At 72.0% G+C, this 18511-nt stretch carries 18 protein-coding genes; 5 read left to right on the forward strand and 13 right to left on the reverse strand.

Annotated elements, in window-relative coordinates:
- Positions 1-2: 2 nt before the first annotated feature.
- The 3 genes from ACQPXD_RS17885 to ACQPXD_RS17895 are packed head-to-tail and all read right to left on the reverse strand — an operon-like array spanning position 3 to position 2996.
- The gene (locus ACQPXD_RS17885) at positions 3-1496 is read right to left on the reverse strand and encodes a hypothetical protein (RefSeq protein WP_432839810.1); all 1494 of its coding nucleotides are present in this window, start codon (positions 1494-1496) and stop codon (positions 3-5) included.
- Positions 1486-2421, reverse strand: coding sequence for a methylenetetrahydrofolate reductase (locus tag ACQPXD_RS17890; protein ID WP_432839812.1), 936 nt, complete (start codon positions 2419-2421; stop codon positions 1486-1488). The genes ACQPXD_RS17885 and ACQPXD_RS17890 overlap by 11 nt, the downstream gene beginning before the upstream one ends.
- Positions 2418-2996, reverse strand: a complete 579-nt coding sequence (locus ACQPXD_RS17895) for a methylenetetrahydrofolate reductase C-terminal domain-containing protein (protein ID WP_432839814.1) — start codon at positions 2994-2996, stop codon at positions 2418-2420. Before ACQPXD_RS17895 ends, ACQPXD_RS17890 begins: the two co-directional genes overlap by 4 nt.
- Positions 2997-3241: 245 nt before the next feature.
- Here ACQPXD_RS17895 and ACQPXD_RS17900 point away from each other — a divergent pair, with 245 nt between their 5' ends.
- From ACQPXD_RS17900 to ACQPXD_RS17910, 3 genes are read left to right on the forward strand one after another with little or no spacing between them, the layout of a single operon-like run.
- Positions 3242-4744 (forward strand): helix-turn-helix domain-containing protein, encoded by a 1503-nt coding sequence (locus ACQPXD_RS17900; protein ID WP_432839816.1) that lies wholly within the window; start codon positions 3242-3244, stop codon positions 4742-4744.
- Positions 4741-4959: a hypothetical protein gene (locus ACQPXD_RS17905; RefSeq protein ID WP_432839818.1), complete on the forward strand. Its 219-nt coding sequence runs from the start codon at positions 4741-4743 to the stop codon at positions 4957-4959. Before ACQPXD_RS17900 ends, ACQPXD_RS17905 begins: the two co-directional genes overlap by 4 nt.
- Positions 4956-6758, forward strand: coding sequence for a bifunctional homocysteine S-methyltransferase/methylenetetrahydrofolate reductase (locus tag ACQPXD_RS17910; protein ID WP_432839820.1), 1803 nt, complete (start codon positions 4956-4958; stop codon positions 6756-6758). The genes ACQPXD_RS17905 and ACQPXD_RS17910 overlap by 4 nt, the downstream gene beginning before the upstream one ends.
- A 52-nt stretch (positions 6759-6810) precedes the next feature.
- Here the strand turns inward: ACQPXD_RS17910 and ACQPXD_RS17915 are convergent, their stop codons facing one another.
- The 8 genes from ACQPXD_RS17915 to ACQPXD_RS17950 form a co-directional block, all read right to left on the reverse strand.
- The gene (locus ACQPXD_RS17915; protein ID WP_432839822.1) at positions 6811-7965 is read right to left on the reverse strand and encodes an LLM class flavin-dependent oxidoreductase; all 1155 of its coding nucleotides are present in this window, start codon (positions 7963-7965) and stop codon (positions 6811-6813) included.
- Between the two features lie 127 nt (positions 7966-8092).
- Entirely contained in the window at positions 8093-9088 is a 996-nt protein-coding gene (locus ACQPXD_RS17920) for an amidohydrolase family protein (protein WP_432839824.1), read from the reverse strand.
- Positions 9085-9603, reverse strand: coding sequence for a 3-hydroxyanthranilate 3,4-dioxygenase (locus ACQPXD_RS17925; protein ID WP_432839826.1), 519 nt, complete (start codon positions 9601-9603; stop codon positions 9085-9087). The genes ACQPXD_RS17920 and ACQPXD_RS17925 overlap by 4 nt, the downstream gene beginning before the upstream one ends.
- Entirely contained in the window at positions 9600-10028 is a 429-nt protein-coding gene (locus tag ACQPXD_RS17930; protein WP_432839828.1) for a RidA family protein, read from the reverse strand. The genes ACQPXD_RS17925 and ACQPXD_RS17930 overlap by 4 nt, the downstream gene beginning before the upstream one ends.
- On the reverse strand, positions 10025-11464 hold the full coding sequence (locus ACQPXD_RS17935; RefSeq protein ID WP_432839830.1) for a 2-hydroxymuconic semialdehyde dehydrogenase: 1440 nt from the start codon (positions 11462-11464) through the stop codon (positions 10025-10027). The genes ACQPXD_RS17930 and ACQPXD_RS17935 overlap by 4 nt, the downstream gene beginning before the upstream one ends.
- Complete coding sequence (locus ACQPXD_RS17940; protein WP_432839832.1) at positions 11461-12783, reverse strand: FAD-dependent oxidoreductase; 1323 nt, start codon at positions 12781-12783, stop codon at positions 11461-11463. The genes ACQPXD_RS17935 and ACQPXD_RS17940 overlap by 4 nt, the downstream gene beginning before the upstream one ends.
- Positions 12780-14003: a kynureninase gene (kynU, locus tag ACQPXD_RS17945; RefSeq protein WP_432839834.1), complete on the reverse strand. Its 1224-nt coding sequence runs from the start codon at positions 14001-14003 to the stop codon at positions 12780-12782. The genes ACQPXD_RS17940 and kynU overlap by 4 nt, the downstream gene beginning before the upstream one ends.
- A complete protein-coding gene (locus ACQPXD_RS17950) occupies positions 14003-14815 on the reverse strand; it encodes a tryptophan 2,3-dioxygenase (protein WP_432839836.1) in 813 nt (270 codons plus the stop codon). The genes kynU and ACQPXD_RS17950 overlap by 1 nt, the downstream gene beginning before the upstream one ends.
- A gap of 119 nt (positions 14816-14934) precedes the next feature.
- On the opposite strand from ACQPXD_RS17950, the gene ACQPXD_RS17955 reads away from it, so the two are divergent.
- Positions 14935-15366, forward strand: coding sequence for an Lrp/AsnC family transcriptional regulator (locus ACQPXD_RS17955; protein WP_432843888.1), 432 nt, complete (start codon positions 14935-14937; stop codon positions 15364-15366).
- 753 nt (positions 15367-16119) lie between these two features.
- Positions 16120-16281 (forward strand): hypothetical protein, encoded by a 162-nt coding sequence (locus ACQPXD_RS17960; RefSeq protein WP_432839838.1) that lies wholly within the window; start codon positions 16120-16122, stop codon positions 16279-16281.
- A 17-nt stretch (positions 16282-16298) separates the two neighbouring features.
- On the opposite strand, the gene ACQPXD_RS17965 is transcribed toward ACQPXD_RS17960, so the two are convergent.
- Both ACQPXD_RS17965 and ACQPXD_RS17970 read right to left on the reverse strand, forming a co-directional pair.
- Complete coding sequence (locus ACQPXD_RS17965; protein ID WP_432839840.1) at positions 16299-17102, reverse strand: hypothetical protein; 804 nt, start codon at positions 17100-17102, stop codon at positions 16299-16301.
- Positions 17103-17299: 197 nt separating this feature from the next.
- On the reverse strand, positions 17300-18505 hold the full coding sequence (locus ACQPXD_RS17970) for a radical SAM protein (protein ID WP_432839842.1): 1206 nt from the start codon (positions 18503-18505) through the stop codon (positions 17300-17302).
- Between the last annotated feature and the right edge of the window lie 6 nt (positions 18506-18511).

An 18511-nucleotide genomic window follows, 5' to 3' on the forward strand; every position in this document is an offset into this window, starting at 1 on the left:
GGTCAGTCCCGCACCTGGGCGGTCATGGTCACGATGTTGCCGCCCTGCCGGTGCCGGAACGGCTCGTAGTGCACGTCGAAGCCCTTGCGCCGGGCCAGGTGTGCCATCAGCGGGCCGTTGACCCAGTTGACCACCGAGCCGTCGTACTTCCCCGGGCCGCGGAAGGTGGCGCGGTAGTCCTGCAGGCCGGTGACGAACAGGTCGTGGCAGATGAGCCGGCCGAACGGGTGCAGCAGGGCCAGGCTCTCGGCGAAGCTGCGCAGCGCCCCGTTGTTGACGTGCATCCGCAGGTCGGCGCCGGACTCCAGCAGCGGGCGCAGGATCTCGCCGGACAGGTCGGGGGCGAGCCGGTACTCGTCGAGGCCCGCGATCGGCACATACCGCTCCTGCAGCCGCACTGCCGACCACGCCCGCCGCCAGAACTCCACCGCCGCCTCGACCGTCGGGAACCGCTCGGGTGCCATCTCGCACAGCAGTGCCGGGCCGAGCCGCAGCAGGGACTGGACCAGGCCGGCCAGTTGCCCGGTCGGCACCCCGATCGATGCGGCGAGCCCGTCGGCGGCCTCTGCCGGCAGGTAGGCGCGGGTGTCGACCCGGTAGGTCCGCCCGCCCAGCTGCGCCACCTCGTCGGTCGGCAGGTTGTCGTAGACGTTGCTGATATACACCAGGAAGACCTTGTATTTCAGGAACCCCAGCGACGTGAGCGGGCGGGTCGCGTCCAGCGCCATCGCGCTGACCCGCTCGCCGTGCTCGGCGACGGTCTCCGCGGCGAGGTCGAGCACGTGCTGGGAGTAGTCGCACATGAGGTATTGCAGGCGCCGGTAGTAGCCTCCGCCGCCCTCCTCGTCGAGCCGCCGGAACTCGTCCAGGAAGACCTTGGCCTGGTGCCCGTTGCCGACCCCGAGCTCGACCACGAACAGCTCGTCGGGCAGTGCGCCCGCGGCGGCGAGCGCGTCCCATCCGTGGAACAGCTCGGTGACGAGCTCGCGGGCGGCGTCGCGGTTGCGCGCGTCGCTCTCCCCGCCGGGCAGCGCCTGCTCGTAACCGCGGCCGGTGGCCTTCTCCCACAGCTCCAGCGCGCTCCAGTAGAGCGCGTTGAACTCCCAGATGCAGCTGGCCGAACCGGGCCCCCAGTCCTCCAGGTAGATCCGCCCGGCGGACTCGGCGCGCAGGGACTCGGCGGTGACCTCCCGCAGCGCGACCTGGCCACTGCGCCGCACGTCGACGGCGATCTCGAGGTCGTGCTCGCGCACCGCGGCCGGCGTCGGCACCGGGCCGTGGTCGCCGGCCCGGCGCGGGGGCGGCGGCAGCACCGGCCGCACGTCGACCACCTCGCGGAAATTCTCGCGATACTGGATCCAGTCGCAGACGACCCGAATCCGCGCGAGGTCCAATGTGGACTCACTCAGCGCGGCCACCACCGGCGTGAGCGAGGTGGCCAGATCCACCGGTTCCTTGGCCCGCAGCCGGCCGTGCGGCCGGAAGTCAAGCAGCATCGTTGTGGCCCTCCTGTGCGGCCGGGCCGACCCCGGCGCGCCGCACGATCTCGGACACCTCGTCCTCGTGCCCGAACGCCATGACATGCACGCCGGACACGCCCGGGACGGTGACCAGCTCCCGGATCGTCTCGACGCACAGCTCCAGCCCCTCCTCGGCGACCCGCTGCTCGGGCACCCCGCGCAGCCGCCGGGCCACCTCGTCGGGCAGGTGCAGGCCCGGAACCTTGGTGGCCAGGAAGTCGAGCATGCGCAGCGACCGGACCGGGCCGACCCCGGCCAGCACCGCGCAGTGCTCGGTGACGCCGAGCGCGCGCACCTGCTCCATCCACCGCGCGAACAGCGGCACGTCGAACACGTATTGCGTCTGCACGAACTCGGCCCCGGCCGCGGCCTTCTTGGCCAGCCGCCGGGCGCGGATCTCGGTCGGGGCGGCGAACGGATTCTCCACGGTGCCGATCAGCCAGCCGGGGCGGTGCCCGATGGCCCGGCCGGACAGGTGGGTGCCCTCGTCGCGCAGCGTCCGGGCGGTCCAGACCAGCTGCACCCCGTCGAGGTCGAAAACCGGCCGCGCCTCGGGATGGTCGCCGAGGGTGGGGTGGTCGCCGGTCAGCAGCAGCACGTTGGGCACGCCCAGGATGCCGGCGCCCAGCAGGTCGGACTGCAGCGCGATGCGATTGCGGTCGCGGCAGGTCAGCTGCATCACCGGCTCCAGCCCGGCGCGCTGCACGAGCACGCTCGCGGCCAGGCTGGACACGCGCACGTTGGCGCCCTGGTTGTCGGTGACGTTGGCCGCGTCGACCCAGCCGCGCAGCGCCTTCACCTTGCGCAGCACCGCGTCGGGGTCGGCGTCGCGCGGCGGCCCGATCTCGGCGGTCACCACCGGCCGGCCCGAGGCCAGCGCGGCGCGGAGCCCCTCCGTCATCGCGCCTCCTCCTTCGCCAACGCCAGCGGGGGATCGACCCACCGCCGCTCGTCCGTGGGATCTGCTCGCAGCCGCTCGTCGGCGGGATCGATCCACAGTCCCTCGTCGCGGCCCTGCCAGTAGTTCACCCACGAGCTGCGGGTCCACTGGCGGTGGTCGGCCGGGCGCAGCAGCAGGTCGAGGTCGGCGTCGTGACCGCCGGCCGCCGCGCGCTCGCCGGCGATCACCCACACACAGGTGAGCTCGGGCACCACCTCGCAGCGGCCGGTCGGCGAGGCGCCGCCGCACGGGCCGTTGCGCAGCTGTTTCGGGCAGGTCATCGGGCACGCGTACCCGGTGGCGGGCAGTGCACACTGACCGCACATCCGGCAGCCGAAGAGCCGCTCCTTGGTGACCCGCTCGGCCGTGGTGAACCAGCGGTAGACACCCGGGCGGCGCTCGACGGCGGCGGCGAGGCGGTGGTAGAGGCGGTTGCGGGCGAGCAGCCGGTGCGCCGCGTAGGCGGGCCGGGCCCCGATGCGCGGGCGGAACGGACGTGGACCGCCCGCATCGGTTTCACGCCGTCGCTCGTGCATCGGGGCCTGCCTTCCCGCCCGGTGTGGCCGGGCTGTCTTGGCTCCTCACCCTGCCAGCGGCCGCCCGTGCCCGTCATCGGGCCGGACCGCAACGATCGCCGGACCGGGTTGTGCTGCGGCACAGTGGCGACTCCGACGCCTCCACTCCATGAGGCGCACTTGCGGCGCAGGGGCCCTTTGTGTTGGAGCACAAAAAGGAGGCTGCGGGTCTGCCGCCGAGGCCGGGCGAGGCATAGGCTGCGCTCATGACGACCGTGAGCGCGATGGAGGCGCCCGCCCGCGACGAGTCGGCGCTGCTGCGCCGGATCGTCACGATGTGCGGGCACATGTCGGCGCTCGCCTCGCAGTCCGCGGGCGTCGACACGATCGCGCAGCTGCTGTATGACGACATCGACGCGGCCGTCATCGTGCTCGATCGCGGCCTGGAGGTCATCGCCGCCGCGGCCACCGACGAGCCGCAGGAGCTGATGGCGGCGCTGCGCGGCCAGGCGGGGCTGGCGGGCCTCAACACCGTGCTCGCAGCGGCCGCCCGCAACCGGCGCGCGCTGACGGTCCCGTCGCTCGGCGCCGCACTCGATTGGGTGGTGGTGGCGCCGGTCTGTGTCGGTGACGGTGTCGCCGCCTATCTGGTCACGGTCGGCACCCGCACGCACGAGCTCGACGAGCACCTGCGGCTGATGGTCATCGAGCACGCCGCGATGATCTGCGGCGTGGTGATCGGCCGCGGGCTGGTCATCGCCGCGGCCGCCAGCCGCGCCCGCCAGCAGCTCTTCGACGGGCTGCTGCTGGCGCGCAACGCCGACGACGAGGAGCTGGAGCGCTGGGCCCGGCACATCGGGCTCGATCCCGGCCGCGACCACCAGGTCGCCACGTTCACGCTGCCGGAGGCGCAGCGACGGGGCGGGCTGGCGACCCTCGAGTCGGCGGTGACCCGGCTGGCCCCGCGGGCGGTCGTGGTGGCCCGCACCGACGAGGTGGTCGCCATCTTCCCGGTCGAGCCCGGCGCCGGTCCGCCCGGGCCGACGGGCGGGAGCGCGCGGCCGGGCGGCGCCACGCGGCAGGACGAGGCAGCGCGGCAGGGCGGAGGCACAAGGCAGGACGGGGGCACGAGGCAGGACGGGGGCACGAGGCAGGACGGGGGCACGAGGCAGGACGGGGGCACGAGGCAGGACGGGGGCACAAGGCAGGACGGGGCCACGAGGCAGGACGGGGGCACAAGGCACGACGGGGCCACGAGGCAGGACGGGGGCGCCCGGTTGGTGGCCGAGCAGTGCGGTCCGGCGGTGTCGGGGCGCGGCCTCGGCCCGGTCGCGGCCGGCATCGGCAACCCGTGGGCCACGCCCGGGGGCATCGCCCGCTCCTACGCCGAGGCGCGGCTCGCGCTGGCCGCCAGCGAGCGGATGGGCGACTTCGGCGGCATCACCACCTTCGCCCAGTTGGGCATCCAGCGGCTGTTCCTGCGTGTGCCCGAGGTGGCCGACCTGCGGGCGTTCGCCGACGAGGTGCTGGGCAAGGTCTTCGAGGGCGCGGCCGGCGGCGAGCTGCTGTCCACCCTCGCGGTGTATTTCGAAGAGAACGGCAGCCTGCAGCGGGCCTCGAAGCGGCTGCACGTCCACCCCAACACGGTCACCTACCGGATCCGGCGGATCGAGGAGATCTCCGGGCTGTCCCTCGACGTCCACCGCGACCGGCTGATGGCCGCGGTCGCGGTCGAGATCATCTCGACGCTGGGCGGTTCCCAGCGATGACGATCGGCGGGCGGATCCTGGTGTGTGACGGCGCGGTGCCGGGCGCCGCCGGCAACGGCGTCGGCCGGGTCCGGCTGGTGGCCGGGGTCGCGATGATCCCTGGCGACCCGATGATCCCTGGCGACCCGATCAGCGCGTTCCTCGCCCGCAACCAGGGCCAGGTCTCCTCCGACTCGGGTGCGAGCATCACGAGGCCGGGTGGTTCCCGGCGATGATGCTCGACGAGCGGATCCTGGTGTGTGACGGCGCGACCGGCACGATGTTGCACGCCGCCGGCAACGCGCTTGACAAGGCGCTGCCCGGGCTCAACCTGAGCCACCCCGACCTGGTGCTGGCCGTGCACACCGGATACGTCGAGGCCGGGGTCGACATCCTGCAGACCAACACGTTCGCCGCCGGGCGGCTGCGGCTGGCGGAGTACGGGCTGGCGGGGGAGTGCGAGGCGATCAACCGGGCGGCGGTGCGCATCGCCCGGGAGGCCGCCGAGACTGACCGGCCGGTGCTCGTGGCCGGGTCGGTGTCGCCGGCGGTGCGGGCCCAGCAGCGCAACGACGTGAAGCCGCAGGAGCGGGCCGACGCGCTGCGGCAGCAGATCGGCACCCTTGCCGAGGCCGGGGTCGACCTGATCCTGCTGGAGACCTTCGGCTACCTCGACGAGCTGGTCGAGGCGGTCGAAATCGCGGGGGAGCTGGCCGGGGTGCCGGTGATCGCCCAGGCGACGTTCGGCAACGACTACCTGACCCTGTGCGGCCACACGCCGCAGCAGGTGGTCGAGGCGCTGGCCGGCGCGCCGATCGCGGCCCTGGGCACCAACTGCGTGCTCGGGCCGATGCGCACCCTGCGGATCGTGCGCGAGTTGCGCCGGCACACCGAGCTGCCGCTGTCCGCGCAGCCCAACGCCGGGCTGCCGCGGCGGATCGCGCCCGCCCGGTTCGAGTACGACACCGACGCGGAGTACTTCGTGCGCTACGCCCGGCAGCTCGTCGAGGCCGGCGCGAGTGTTGTCGGCGGCTGCTGCGGGACCACGCCGAGCACCATCGCCGCCGTCGTCGAGGCCGTCTACGATCTGCGCCGGCCCGCCCGGCAAGGGCCGCCGGTCACGGCGGTGCCGCGGCCGCGGGTCGCGCCGGCGCTTGCCCCGGGGCGCCTCGAGGGCTCGGGCCGGGTCGTTGCCGTCCAGCTCATCACGCCGCCGGTCGACGGGCTGGACGAGGTTGTCGGCACGGTGCGCGACGTGGTGGCGCTGGGCGTCGACGCGGTGTCGATCACGCCGTCCTACAGCGGCCGGCCCCGGCTGACGACCGTCGACGTCGCGCTGCACCTGCGCCAGCAGTTCGGGGTCGAGGCGATGGCCGGGGTGATGACCTGGGACCGCACCGGCATGGTGCTGCAGGCCGACCTGCTCGGCGCGCACGCGCTGGGGCTGCGGCAGATCATCTGCGAGACCGGCTCGCCGCCGCCGTTCGGGGACTACCCGCTCACCGGCGGGATCTGGGACCTGGACTCGGTCGGGCTGATCCGGCTGCTGCACGGGCTGAACGAGGGCCGCGACTACTACGGCCTGGCGATGCCGGTCCGCACCGAGTTCGACATCGGGGCGCGGATCAATCCGGGCAGCCACGACCCGGTCCGGGAGGGGCGGCGGGCGCTGGAGAAGCTCGAGGCGGGCGCCCGGTTTCTGGTGACCCGCCCGGTCTACGAGCGCGTGGGGCTGGAGCGGCTGCTCGACGTGATCGGGGGCCGGGCGCCGGTGCTGGCCACGATCGCTCCGCTGCCCGGGTTTGACCAGGCCGACTTCCTGGCGCACGAGGTGCCCGACGTGATCATCCCGGCGGCGACGCTGGCCGCGCTGCAGCGGGCCGGGGTCGGGGCGACGGCGGCCGGGGTGGAGTTTGCCGCCGAGCTCGCCGCGGAGGTGGCGCCGCTGGTGGCCGGCGTCGTGCTGGCCCCGGTCGCGGAGATCGTGCCGTCGGTGCGCACCCTGCTCGACGCGTTGGGGACCAGTGCGGAGTAGGCCCAGCGGCGCGGGGCAGAGGCTTCGCGCCCGGGTGGGCCGGGGGTGCGGGTCAGGCTTGGGGGGTGGTGGCGGACTCGATGACGGCGGCGGCGTCCGGAACGGTGCGGCCGGCGAAGGCGGTGCGGCCGCCGTAGGGGTCGGCGTCGGTCCACAGGGTGGTTGGGAGCTCGCGGCGGACGACCGGGATGACCTCCGCGGCGAAGCGCTCCAGCATGTCCAGTTGCTGCTCGTGCGGGATCATCGTGGGCAGGCTGAAGGACTGCAGGTCGTGGTGGAAGCCCTCGTGGAAGTACATGATTTTGTCGATGACCTGTTGGGGGCTGCCCACCAGCACCGGGCCCTCGGCGATGGCGTGGTCGATGTCGCGGAACTCCATCTCGTTGCCGGGGGTGTGGTTGCCCGGCATCAGGAAGAACTCGACCATCTTGGTGTACGTCGGGCCGAAGCGCTCGCGGGCCTCCTGGGTCGTGTCGGCCACGTAGAGGAAGCCGGCGCCGGCGCCCACGTAGGCGTAGCGCGGGTCGTGGCCGTGCTTCTCGTAGTGCTCGCGGTAGTGGTCGATGAGGCGCACGTAATTCTTGCGGGGCTGGATGGCGTTGGCGCTGAACAGCGGGTCGCCCCACCTGGCGGCCAGCTCGGCCGAGATCAGGGTCGTGGCCGAGCCGTGCCAGACCCGCGGTGCGCCGGCATACGGGCGGGGGAGCGTGGTGGCGGCGGTCAGCGGTGGGCGGGAGGTGCCCGACCAGGTGACGTTCTCCTCGCGCCACAGCCGGCGCAGCAGCTCGTAGTTCTCGGCCAGCCGGTCCCACGCCTGGGCCTGCTCGACGCCGAACAGCGGCAGCTGGCGCAGCTCGTTGCCCTTGCCGATGACCAGCTCCATCCGGCCGCGGGAGAGCTGGTCGATGGTGGCGTAGTCCTCGGCGACCCGGACCGGGTCGAGAATGGACAGCACGCTGACGCCGGTCTGGATGCGCACCCGGCTGGTGGTGGCGGCGATCGCGCCGAGCAGCACCGTGACGCCGGAGGACAGGAACGGGCCCGCGTGCCGCTCGCCGATCGCGACGGCGTCGAAACCCAGCTGCTCGGCCCGCTGCGCGGTGGTCAGCGCCTGGGCATAGCGCTCCGCGGTGCTGACCAGCCGGCCGGTGATCGGGTTCTCGATGTTCGGCAGGATGTCCAGCACCTGAAACCGCACGGCGACCACCAATCTATGATTCAGATCATCTTAGCAGGAAATCATTCGGGCACGCGCCGCCAGGAAACCGTGACTATCCGCGGACGGTGAGGCCACGGGAGTTACGGTCCGGACCACGACGGACATCGCGGTAGCTCTATTGCATTCCCAGGAAATGCAGCGCGTTGGCGCCCAGGAGCTTGGCGCGCTGGGCGTCGGTGAGGAAGTCGGCCGCGTCGACCACCGCGCCCACCGGACGCTCACCGAGCGGATACGGATAGTCGCTGCCCACCAGCACCCGGTCCGCGCCGAGGGTCGCGACGAGCAGCCGCAGGGCGGCCGGGTCGAAGACGACCGAGTCGACGCAGAACCGGTCGGCGTAGTGCGACGGCGGGTGCGCGGAGCGGCCCCGGACCACCTCGCCCCGGCGGTGCCAGGCGTTCTCGGCCCGGCCGAGCCAGAAGGCGAAGCTGCCGCCGCCGTGGGCGAAGCAGATCCGCAGCGACGGCGGCACCGCGTCGAAGACGCCGCCGAGGATCATCGCCAGGATCGACAGGTGCGTCTCCGCGGGCATGCCGGTCAGCCAGCGGGCCATCCACCGCCCCAGCCGCGGGCCGTCCGGCATGTCCCAGGGGTGCACGAACACCGGCGCGCCGGCCGCCGCGCAGTGCTGCAGGAACGCGACGATGCCCGGGTCGTCGAGGTCGCGGTCGCCGACGTGGTTGCCGATCTCGACGCCGGCGTGACCGGCGGCGAGACAACGGTCCAGTTCGGCGCACGCGAGGTCTGGATCCTGCAGGGGTACCTGACAAAAGGGCACGAATTGGCCGTCGCCCTCGGCGGCCAGCTTCAGGGTGAGGTCGTTGAAGATCCGGGCCACCTTGATCGCCTGGTCGGCGGGGCGGTCGTAGGAGAAGAAGACCGGAGTCGGCGAGATCACCTGCAGGTCGACGCCGTCGGCGGTCATGTCCGCGAGCCGGGTCCGGGCGTCCCAGGCCGACGGGCCGATCGGGCGGAACTCGGTCTCGCCGACCATGATCATGGCGGCGCGCTCCGAGTCGATGCGCAGCCACGGCCACCCGGTGCCGCCGCACTCGGCCGCGAGGTCCGGCCAGCCGCGCGGCACCAGGTGGGTGTGGACGTCGACTCTCATCCCTTGCCCGGGTGGATGTTCCCGCACTCGGTGCAGGTCCGCGCCTGCTCGTCGGCGTAGAAGGCCTGGAAGACCGGCGGCAGGTCGACCACGATGTCGCGCACCTGCAGCTCGACCTCGTGCACCTTGTTGCCGCAGGACGGGCAGTACCACTGGAACTTCTCCAGCGTCCCCTCCTCGCGGACCCGCTCGACCACGATGCCGATCGAGCCGGCCTCGCGCTGCGGCGAGTGCGGCATGTTGCCCGGCAGCACCCACATGCGGCCCTCGGGGATGTGCACCGTGTCGGGGCCGCTGGGCGTGATGACGTTCAGGTGCATGTTGCCCTTGATCTGGTAGAAGAACTCCTCGTAGGGGTCGACGTGGAAGTCGGTGCGCTGGTTGGGCCCGCCGACGACCATCACGATGAAGTCGGACCCGGTCGGGAACACCTGCTTGTTGCCGACCGGCGGCTTGAGCAGGTGCTGGTTCTCGGCCAGCCACTCCGGGAAGTTCACTGGGGACAAATCCGTCATTTCCCACCTCCAGCGGGGATCAACGCGACCGCCTGGATCTCGATCAGCAGGTGCGGGTGCGGCAGCTGGTGCACCGCCACCGTGGTGCGGGCCGGCCCGGTCTCGTCGAAGAACTCGGCGTAGACCTCGTTGTAGCCGCCGAAGTCGTTCATGTTGACCAGGTACGTCGTGACCTGCACCAGGTCGGCCAGGGACGCGCCGACCGCGGCCAGGATGGCGTCGATGTTGCGCAGCACGGCCCGGGTCTGCTCGCGGATGTCGAGGCTGGTCGTGCCGAGCGCGTCGACCGATGCCCCGGCGATGGTGTTGTCGGGCCGGCGCGCGGACGTGCCGGAGACGTAGGCGAGGCCGCCCGCGACCTTGACGTGCGGGAACCGGCCGCGCGGCCGGGCGGCGCCCTCGACGGTCAGGCCGTCGCCGATCACGACAGGTCCACGCAGACGTTGGTCAGCTCGGAGTAGAAGTTGAGCGAGTGCACGCCGCCCTCGCGGCCGATGCCGGAGGCCTTGACCCCGCCGAAGGGCGAGCGCAGGTCGCGCAGGAACCAGGTGTTGACCCAGATCAGCCCGGCGTCGAGGGCGCGGCCGGCCCGGTGCGCGCGGCCGACGTCGCGGGTCCACACGGTCGCGGCGAGGCCGTAGTCGCTGTCGTTGGCCAGTGCGAACGCCTCCTCCTCGGTGTCGAACGGCGCGACGTGGCAGACCGGGCCGAAGATCTCCTCCCGGTTGGTCCGGGCGTCCGGCGGGAGGCCGGTGAGCACGGTCGGCTGGACGTAGGCGCCCCCGTCGCGGGCGTCGTCGAAGGCCGGCACCCCGCCGCCGGTCACCACCGTGGCGCCCTCGGCCCGGGCCAGGTCGTAGTAGCCGAGCACCTTCTGCCGGTGCTGGCGGGAGATCAGCGGCATGGTGGCGGTGCCGGGGTCCTGCGGCCAGCCCCAGGCCAGCTCCGCCGCCGCCTTGCCCAGCCGGGTGACGAACTCGTCGAAGATCGGCCGCTGCACGTAGAGGCGCTCGGTGCACAGGCACACCTGGCCGCCGTTGGTGAACGTGGAGCGCACCGAGCCGGCGACGGCCGCGTCGAGGTCGGTGTCGGCGAAGACCAGGCCGGCGTTCTTGCCGCCGAGCTCGAACGAGACCGCCTTCACCCCGTCGGCCGCGGCCCGCATGATGGCCGAGCCGGTCGCGGACTCGCCGGTGAACGTGATCGCGTCGACGCCGGGGTGGCGGGTGAGGAACTCGCCCGCCGAGTCCGGGCCGAAGCCGTGCACCAGGTTGAACACGCCGTCGGGCACGCCGGCCGCGGCCATCACCTCGGCCAGCAGGGTCGCCGACGACGGCGTCTCCTCCGACGGTTTCACCACGACGGCGTTGCCGCAGGCGAGGGCCGGGGCCACCTTCCAGGTCAGCAGCAGCAGCGGCAGGTTCCACGGCACGATGATCGCGACCACGCCGACCGGCTTGCGCAGCGCGTAGTTCAGGGCGCGCCCGGTGCTGAACGACTCGGCCGGCGCGGCGGAGACGATGTCGGCGAAGGCCCGGAAGTTGGCCGCGCCGCGCGGGATGTCGAGCGTGCGGGCCTGGGCGATCGGCTTGCCCGTGTCGGCGACCTCGGCCGCGACCAGGTCGTCGAAGCGCCGCTCCAGCTCGTCGGCGATGCGGCGCAGCACGGCCGCGCGCTCCAGCTCGCCGGCCCGGCCCCACGGGCCGCGCACCGCCGCCCGCGCCGCGGCCACGGCGGCGTCCACAGTGGACTCGTCGGCCTCGCAGACCTCGGTCACCAGCTCGCCGGTGACCGGGCTCAGCTTCGCAAACGTCTTGCCGGTGCCGGTGAACCGGCCGCCGACGAAGTGCTCCAGCGTCATCGCCGCCACCCCTTCAGCACCGCGGCGGCGATCGCGCCGGCCGCGAGCACGCCGATCGCCGCCAGCGCCTGGTGCTGCCGCCGCACCCGGTCGCGCACCTGCGCGTAGGGCGTGGTGCTGAACGACACCAGCTCGTAGCGGGAGACGTACCGGCCGGGCAGCGCCCGCTCGAGGGCGTGCTCGACCGTCTTGCCCAGCCGGAACAGCGGCGAGGCCACCTTGTCCCGCATCTCCACGAAGTTGTTCAGCGCCATGGCCGCGATCGCCTCGACGTCCTCGCGGCGGCGCGCCTCGAACAGCGGCAGCGCGGCGGTCAGGTCGTCGCCGGTCTCGTCGAGCACCCGGTCGAGCACGACGCAGTCCTCGAAGCCGCAGTTGGCGCCCTGGCCGTAGAACGGCACGATGGCGTGGGCCGCGTCGCCGATCAGGCCGACCGGGCCGCCGGGCGTCGCCGCGTGCCACGGCCCGCAGCGGACCGTGCCGAGCAGCCCGACCGGGTTGAGCCGGTAGTCGTCGACGAGGTTGGGCATCAGCGGTACCACATCCGGATAAACGGCTTGGAAATGGCGCTCGATCGCGGCCGGGCTGCCCAGCGACGCGAAGCTCGAGGTGCCGCCGTTGGGCCAGAACAGCGTGCAGGTGAAGGTGCGGTCCGGGTTCGGCAGCGCGATCATCATCGAGGTACCCCGCGGCCAGATGTGCAGGGCGCCCGGGTCCAGCGCGAAGTCGCCGTCCGGGGCCGGGGCGATGGTCAGCTCCTTGTAGCCGTAGTCGAGGAAGTCGACGGTCTCCGCCAGCAGGCCCAGGCCGAGCAGCTGGCCGCGCACCGCGCTGCCCGCCCCGTCGGCGCCGATGACGACGTCGGCGCCCACCTTCACCTCGCCCGACGGGGTGGCGAACACGAGCGGGTCCAGTCCGGTCAGCCGGTGCTCGAAGCGGATGGTGATGCCGGCGGTACCGTCGGCCGCGTCGAGCAGCGCGTTGTTGAGCGCGCCCCGGCTGATCGAGTTGATCGCCCGCTGCCCGTCGAGGCTGTAGGACTGGAAGTCCAGCTCGCCTCCGGGCGGGGTGGCCGGGTGGATCATCCGGCCGCGCATCGGCAGCGCGTCGGCGAGCGCCCGCCCGTCGAGACCGATGCGGCGCAGCGCGTCGATGCCGCGCTCGGACAGGGCCAGGTTGATCGACCGGCCGCGCTCGGCGCCGGTGGTGCGCGGGTCGGCGCGGCGCTCGTAGACGGTCACGGTGTGCCCGCGCCGGGCCAGGAAACAGGCCAGCAGGCTGCCGGTGAGCCCGGCGCCGACCACGGCGATGTCTGTCATGACCCCACCTCGTGTGCGATGGCCGCGGCCGCCCGCCAGCAGTCGTGGTACGTCGAGTACAGCGGTACCGGCGCGAGCCGCACGATGTCCGGCTCGCGGCTGTCGGTGATCACCCCGTGCCGGTGCCGCAGCGCCTTGCTCAGCCCGCCCGCGTCGGGCACCCGCAGCGACAGCTGGCAGCCACGCCGGGCGGGGTCGCGCGGGGTGACGACCTCGACCCCGATCGGGTCGAGCAGCCCCTCGAGGTAGCCGGTGAGCCGCTCGCTGCGCGCCCGCAGGGCCGGCATGCCGACCGCGTCGAACAGCGCCAGCGAGGTGCGCACCGGGCTCATGGCCAGGATCGGCGGGTTGGACACCTGCCACGCGTCGGCGGTCCGTGGCGGCCGGGAGACCGGCGCCATCTCGAAGCGGGTGGCCGGCTCCGTGCTCCACCACCCCTCGAATCTGGGCAGTGCCGCGCCGGTGTGCCGCTCGTGCACGAAGGCACCGGCGAGCGCGCCCGGGCCGCTGTTGAGATATTTGTACGAGCACCAGGCGGCGAAGTCGACGTTCCACTCGTGCAGCCGCAGCGGCACGTTGCCGGCGGCGTGCGCGAGGTCCCACCCGACGACCGCGCCGGCCGCCTGCCCGGCCGCGGTGATCGCCGGGATGTCCAGCAGCTCGCCGGTGAGGTAGTTGACCCCGCCCAGCAGCACCAGCGCGATGCGGTCGCCGTGCGCGCGGATCGCGGCCAGCGGGTCGGTGGTGCGCACCACCGTCTCGTCGGGGTCGAGGCCGTGGAAGGCGGCCTGGCTGCGCACCGCGTAGCTGTCCGACGGGAACGCGGTGTCCTCGACGACGATGAGCGTCCGGGCGCCGGCCGGCCGGTAGAACGAGACCATCAGCAGGTGCAGGTTGACGGTCAGCGAGTTCATCACCACGGTCTCGCCCGGCAGCCCGCCGACCAGCCGGGCGGCCGGCTCGCGCAGCAGTTCGTGGTACGGCAGCCACGGCCGCTCGGCCTCCAGGTGCCCCTCGACGCCGAACCGCGCCCACGCGTCGAGCTCCTCGAGCAGCTCGCCGCGCACCGCCCGGGGCTGCAGGCCGAGCGAGTTGCCGGCCAGGTAGGCGGTCTGCGGGTAGTCGCCGCCCTCGGCCGGCGGCACGTGGAACAGCTCCCGGTGGCCCGGGTCCTCGGCGTCGCGCCGGCGGGCGTCGTCCTCCGCTGCCGTCTGCGTCACTAGATCACCGTCCGGGCGGACCACAGCTCGGGGAAGACGACCTTGGCCATGCTCCGGGTCAGCCAGGCGGCCCCGGACGAGCCGCCGCTGCCGGCCTTGTTGCCCATGGTCCGCTGCACCGCGGTCAGGTGCTTGTACCGCCAGTCGCCGAACGCCTCGGCCACGTCGGTGAGCGCCTCGCCGAGCGCGTACAGCGGGTTGTCGGCGCGGTCGTCGTGGTAGATCGCGACCCAGGCCCGCTCGACCGCCTCCGCCGGCTCGTACTCGCGGGCGTGGTCGCGGGTGAGCACCTCGGCCGGGATGTCGAAGCCGCGCCGGGCCAGCAGCGCGGTGACGTCGTCCCACACGCTCGGCGCGGCCAGCGCCGCGGTCAGCTCCTCGTAGAGCTCCGGCTGGCGCTTGAACGGCCGGATCAGCGCCTCGCTCTTGAGCCCGAGCAGGAACTCCAGGTGGCGGTACATCGCGGACTGGAAGCCCGAGGCGTCGCCGAGCTGCCCGCGGAACCGGTTGAAGTCGGACGGGGTCATCCAGCGCAGCCCGCCCCAGGCGGCGATGAGCCCCTCCAGGTGCAGCTTGATCCGGCGCAGCGGGGCCAGCGCACCCCACGCATCGTCGTCGCGCAGCAGCCGCTGGGTGTCGCGCAGCTCGTGCCGGGCCAGCCCGAACCACAGCTCCATCACCTGGCTGACCATGAGGAAGGACATCTCGCCGGGGTCCTTGGTCAGCGGCTGCTGCAGCGAGTGGAGCGTGCTGGCGTGGACATAGGCGTCATATGGAACCTGATCGGGAAAATCCAGTATCGGGCCACTCACCCCTCCATCCTGGCTCGGTGACGCGTCCGGAGAGAAGACCTGATCAACGGTCGTTTAGGCTGGTCAAGTACCGAACGGAAACCATCCTGGCGGATCGACCTTTGGATCGGAAGGTGGCAGTGGACGACATGGACTGGGCGCTCGTGCGCGAGTTGCAGGACGACGCCCGGCTGTCCTACTCCGAGCTGTCCCGCCGGGTGCACCTGTCCCCGCCCGCGGTCGCCGAGCGCGTCCGCCGGCTGGAGACCGCCGGGGTGCTCACCGGCTACCACGCCCACGTCGACCTGACCAAGGCCGGCCGCAACGTGATCGCCATGATCAGGATGTCCTGCTACGGCCCGCGCTGCGTGCTGCGCGACCCGGACGTGCCCCTGTGGCCCGAGATCCTGGAGATCCACCGGGTGACCGGCGACGCCTGCTCGATCCTCAAGGTGGCCACGACGTCGATGGAGGAGTTCGAGTCGGTGATCGACCGGCTGGCCCCGTTCGGCCAGCCGTCGAGCTCGATGGTGCTCTCCACCCCGCTACACTGGCGCCCGGTCGTGCCGTGAACGCCGAGCGGCTGGTCTTCGAGGGCCGGATCGTGCACGGTGGCGACCGGCAGTGAGGCCGAGGTCCGCGGCGCGGTCGGCCCACCGCCCTAGTCGCGGGGACTCGGCGACGGCTGCGGCGGCGGTGACGGCGCGCCGTACGAGGCTGACGGCGATGGCGTCACCGTTCGGACAGGTCCTATCGAGCAGACTTACTCCCGAGAACGGCACCCGGTCGCTCGGGCGGGAGAGCGGACATGCTGAGCAGGACGTTTGTTGTTCCGACGCTGCGCGCCGATGACCAGTACATCGTGGTGTCGTTGGCTGCGCCGTACGCGACGGACGACGGTCGGATGATCCGGCGTGGTAACTGGGTCGCCTACACGATGACGCTCGACATGCCCAACGAGCCGGAGTCCATCACCATCCAGAGCTCGGACCTTCGGGCTCCGGCCGGACGGGACGTCACGCCCGCCGAGATGTTCCGCAGCCTGATGGGCTTTGTGGCCCACTGCGGCGAGCACATCGGGTACAACGTTCGGCCCACTGCCCGGTGTCAGCACGCGGCCAGCGATGCCGATTGCCCGGTCAGCGGCTACCCGGCACCCGCGACGCCTTGTGCACGGAGGCGGAGCGCTTCGAAGCGGCTTCCGACGAGTCGTTCTCGCTTGCTGCCTGAGCGATCCGACCCTGCCCGTGCGCCACCGCCAAACCTCGGTGTCGTCGCGGATTGGGCCGGATCGCCCGGACCGCGCAAACGAGAGAGGAACCGACATGACTGCGACCACCCCGACGCCGACCGGTACCGTTGCCGCGATCCTGAGCGCCGGGTTCGAGTACGGCGACAACATGGAGATGAACGGGCTGGTTATCTATCTGGCACCCGACGAGGTCACCTCGCCGCCACGGTACGACAACTACAACCCGGTGAACTAACCAACCGCTCCGTGCAGCTACAGGCCGCGGTGCTGTGCCCAGCGGCGAGCTGCGGCGAAGACTTCCAGCTTCCACGGCTTCGGGTCGGCCGTGCTGATCTCGTCCCAGAGCGCGACGTTGGCTGCCACGAGCGTGGATACGGCTTCTTCGTCCGCCGTTGCGTACGCGGGCAGACCGTCGGCCCACCGTTCGGCGTCCTTCGGTTCGTGTCCTGCCCGGATCATGTGGAGGGCAAGGAATGCCGTGTCGAGCCACGCCGCACCGATCGCCGGCCAGGCCCAGTCGACGAGCCGGGCCGTAGGCCCGATCAGGACGTTGTGGGCTTGCATGTCTGTGTGGGCGATGGTTCCTCCGTCGAGGAGGGCCGCGCGGTCGCCCGCGTACCCGGCGAGCCGGTCGGACATCGTGCGCAGCGCAACGTCCTGCGGAGCGGGTATCGCTGCCAGCTGGCCGAGCATGTCCGCAATAAGTGGCAGGTCTGGCGAGCCCGGCGACAGGTCGGCCTGCCGGTGATCGGCGAGGTAGCGGAACCCGAGGACATCCCACCCGGCGGAGGCGATGTGAAACTCCAGCGGTGCGGACACCTCACGCACGCTGAGATTGACCAGGGCCTCGTATGCCTGTGTCCGGACGGCACGGCCTCGGTCGTCGGGCACGCCCTTGAGAAAGTACTGGTCACCGTGCTCGGTGGTCATGGCCATGGCGAGCAGGCAGTTGCTGCCTGAGGTCATGTTTTCTTCGCCCGCGAAGGCGCCGGCCTCGGTCTCGATCAGCCGCCGGAGCTCGTCGGGCAGGTCTGCCCAGCGCACGCGGGTCAACATGGTGCATTTCCTTCCTCGCTGGCCGGGTCGACCGGCCACGTTACCCCAGACGAGGGGTGGCCCCGGCCGCCCAGCCGAGACCACCCGTTCGTACCACCGCGCCGGTTCAGTACGGCGCGTCGTCACCGGCGTTGCACGAGCACTTGTTGCCCGCCAGAACCGTCGCTTCGAGTTTGACGAACTCGACCTTCGCCACCTCAGCAGACGGTTCGGGCCGTCGCGAGATCGTGACGGGTACCGGCGTCCGCTGACGCGGGAGCGTCGCTGTCGGTGCCATTGATGATCACCTCCCCAGTTTCTCGGTACTGGCAGTAGCGCTCCATCGGTGACTTCGCCTTGCGGTAGAGCTGCACCAGCGGCATACACGTGCCGCATGTCCCCTGGACGGTGCACCCGGTGCAACCGCCCTGTCTGGTGAGCAGTCCGTCAGCGATGCCGCCGAGTCGGCGCAGACCCTCCACGCCCTCGGCGAGAAGGTCGATGTTGGGCTCCCGGCCGATCTTGCAGACCGACGCCTTGCCGTGCGGATCGACGTGGAAGAACGTGTGCCCGGCGTTGCAGCCCTGGAACGGCTTGCGCTTGGCGATGAGCGGGATCGACTGCACCGCGAGCGGGTTGGCGTCGCCCTGGATCGTCGGGGCCATGTTGCTGAACACGTGGTACGGCACGCCCAGGCCCTCGGCCAACGTGCGCATGCCGTCGACCTCGGTGTCATTCGTCGTGGTCGCGAGGAGGTTGAAGTTCATCCGCAACCCCGCCTCGGCCGCCGCCGTGATACCTCGGTGGAACTTGTCGAACGCACCGCGGCGGCGCACCAGCGCGTCATAGCTGGCCGCTGTCGCGCCGTACACGCTGATGGTGATGCGGTAGGCCGGCCGCTCGCGCAACAGTTCCAGGACTTCCGGGCGCCAGAGCCGAGACGCGTTGGTCGAGAGCGAGATCATCATCCCGAGGTCCCAGGCGTACCGGTAGCTCTCCATGAACAGCCGATCGACCAGGGGCTCGCCGCCGGTCATCTGCAACCAGACAACCCCGGTGTCGCGCAGGACATGCAGCATCTGCACCCGCTGGTCCCAGTCCATGCCCTCGAACAGCTTCAGGCCCAGGTAGCAGTGCTCGCAGTCGTAGTTGCAGCCCAGGTTGAGTTCCCACGTCGCCCTGCCGTAGCCCAGCAGACCGGGTCGGCGCACGTTGACGGCCTCGTTGAGCGGCAGACCCGCCAGGCTGAGGCTCCAGCCGGCCTCTGCGGCCGACGACAGCCAGTCGGGCACCGCAGCGTTGCGAGCCGACAAATCTCGAAGTTCCTCGTAGTGCCCGGCGGGGATCCGCAATCCCTGCTCGCTCCCGGGCCGGAGGACCAGGTGTCCCTCGTCGAGAAACGGGGCAGCGATGAGCTGGTGCACGGGCGT

Origin of the sequence: Dactylosporangium sp. CA-092794, assembly GCF_050948465.1 — a bacterium.
Classification (GTDB): domain Bacteria; phylum Actinomycetota; class Actinomycetes; order Mycobacteriales; family Micromonosporaceae; genus Dactylosporangium.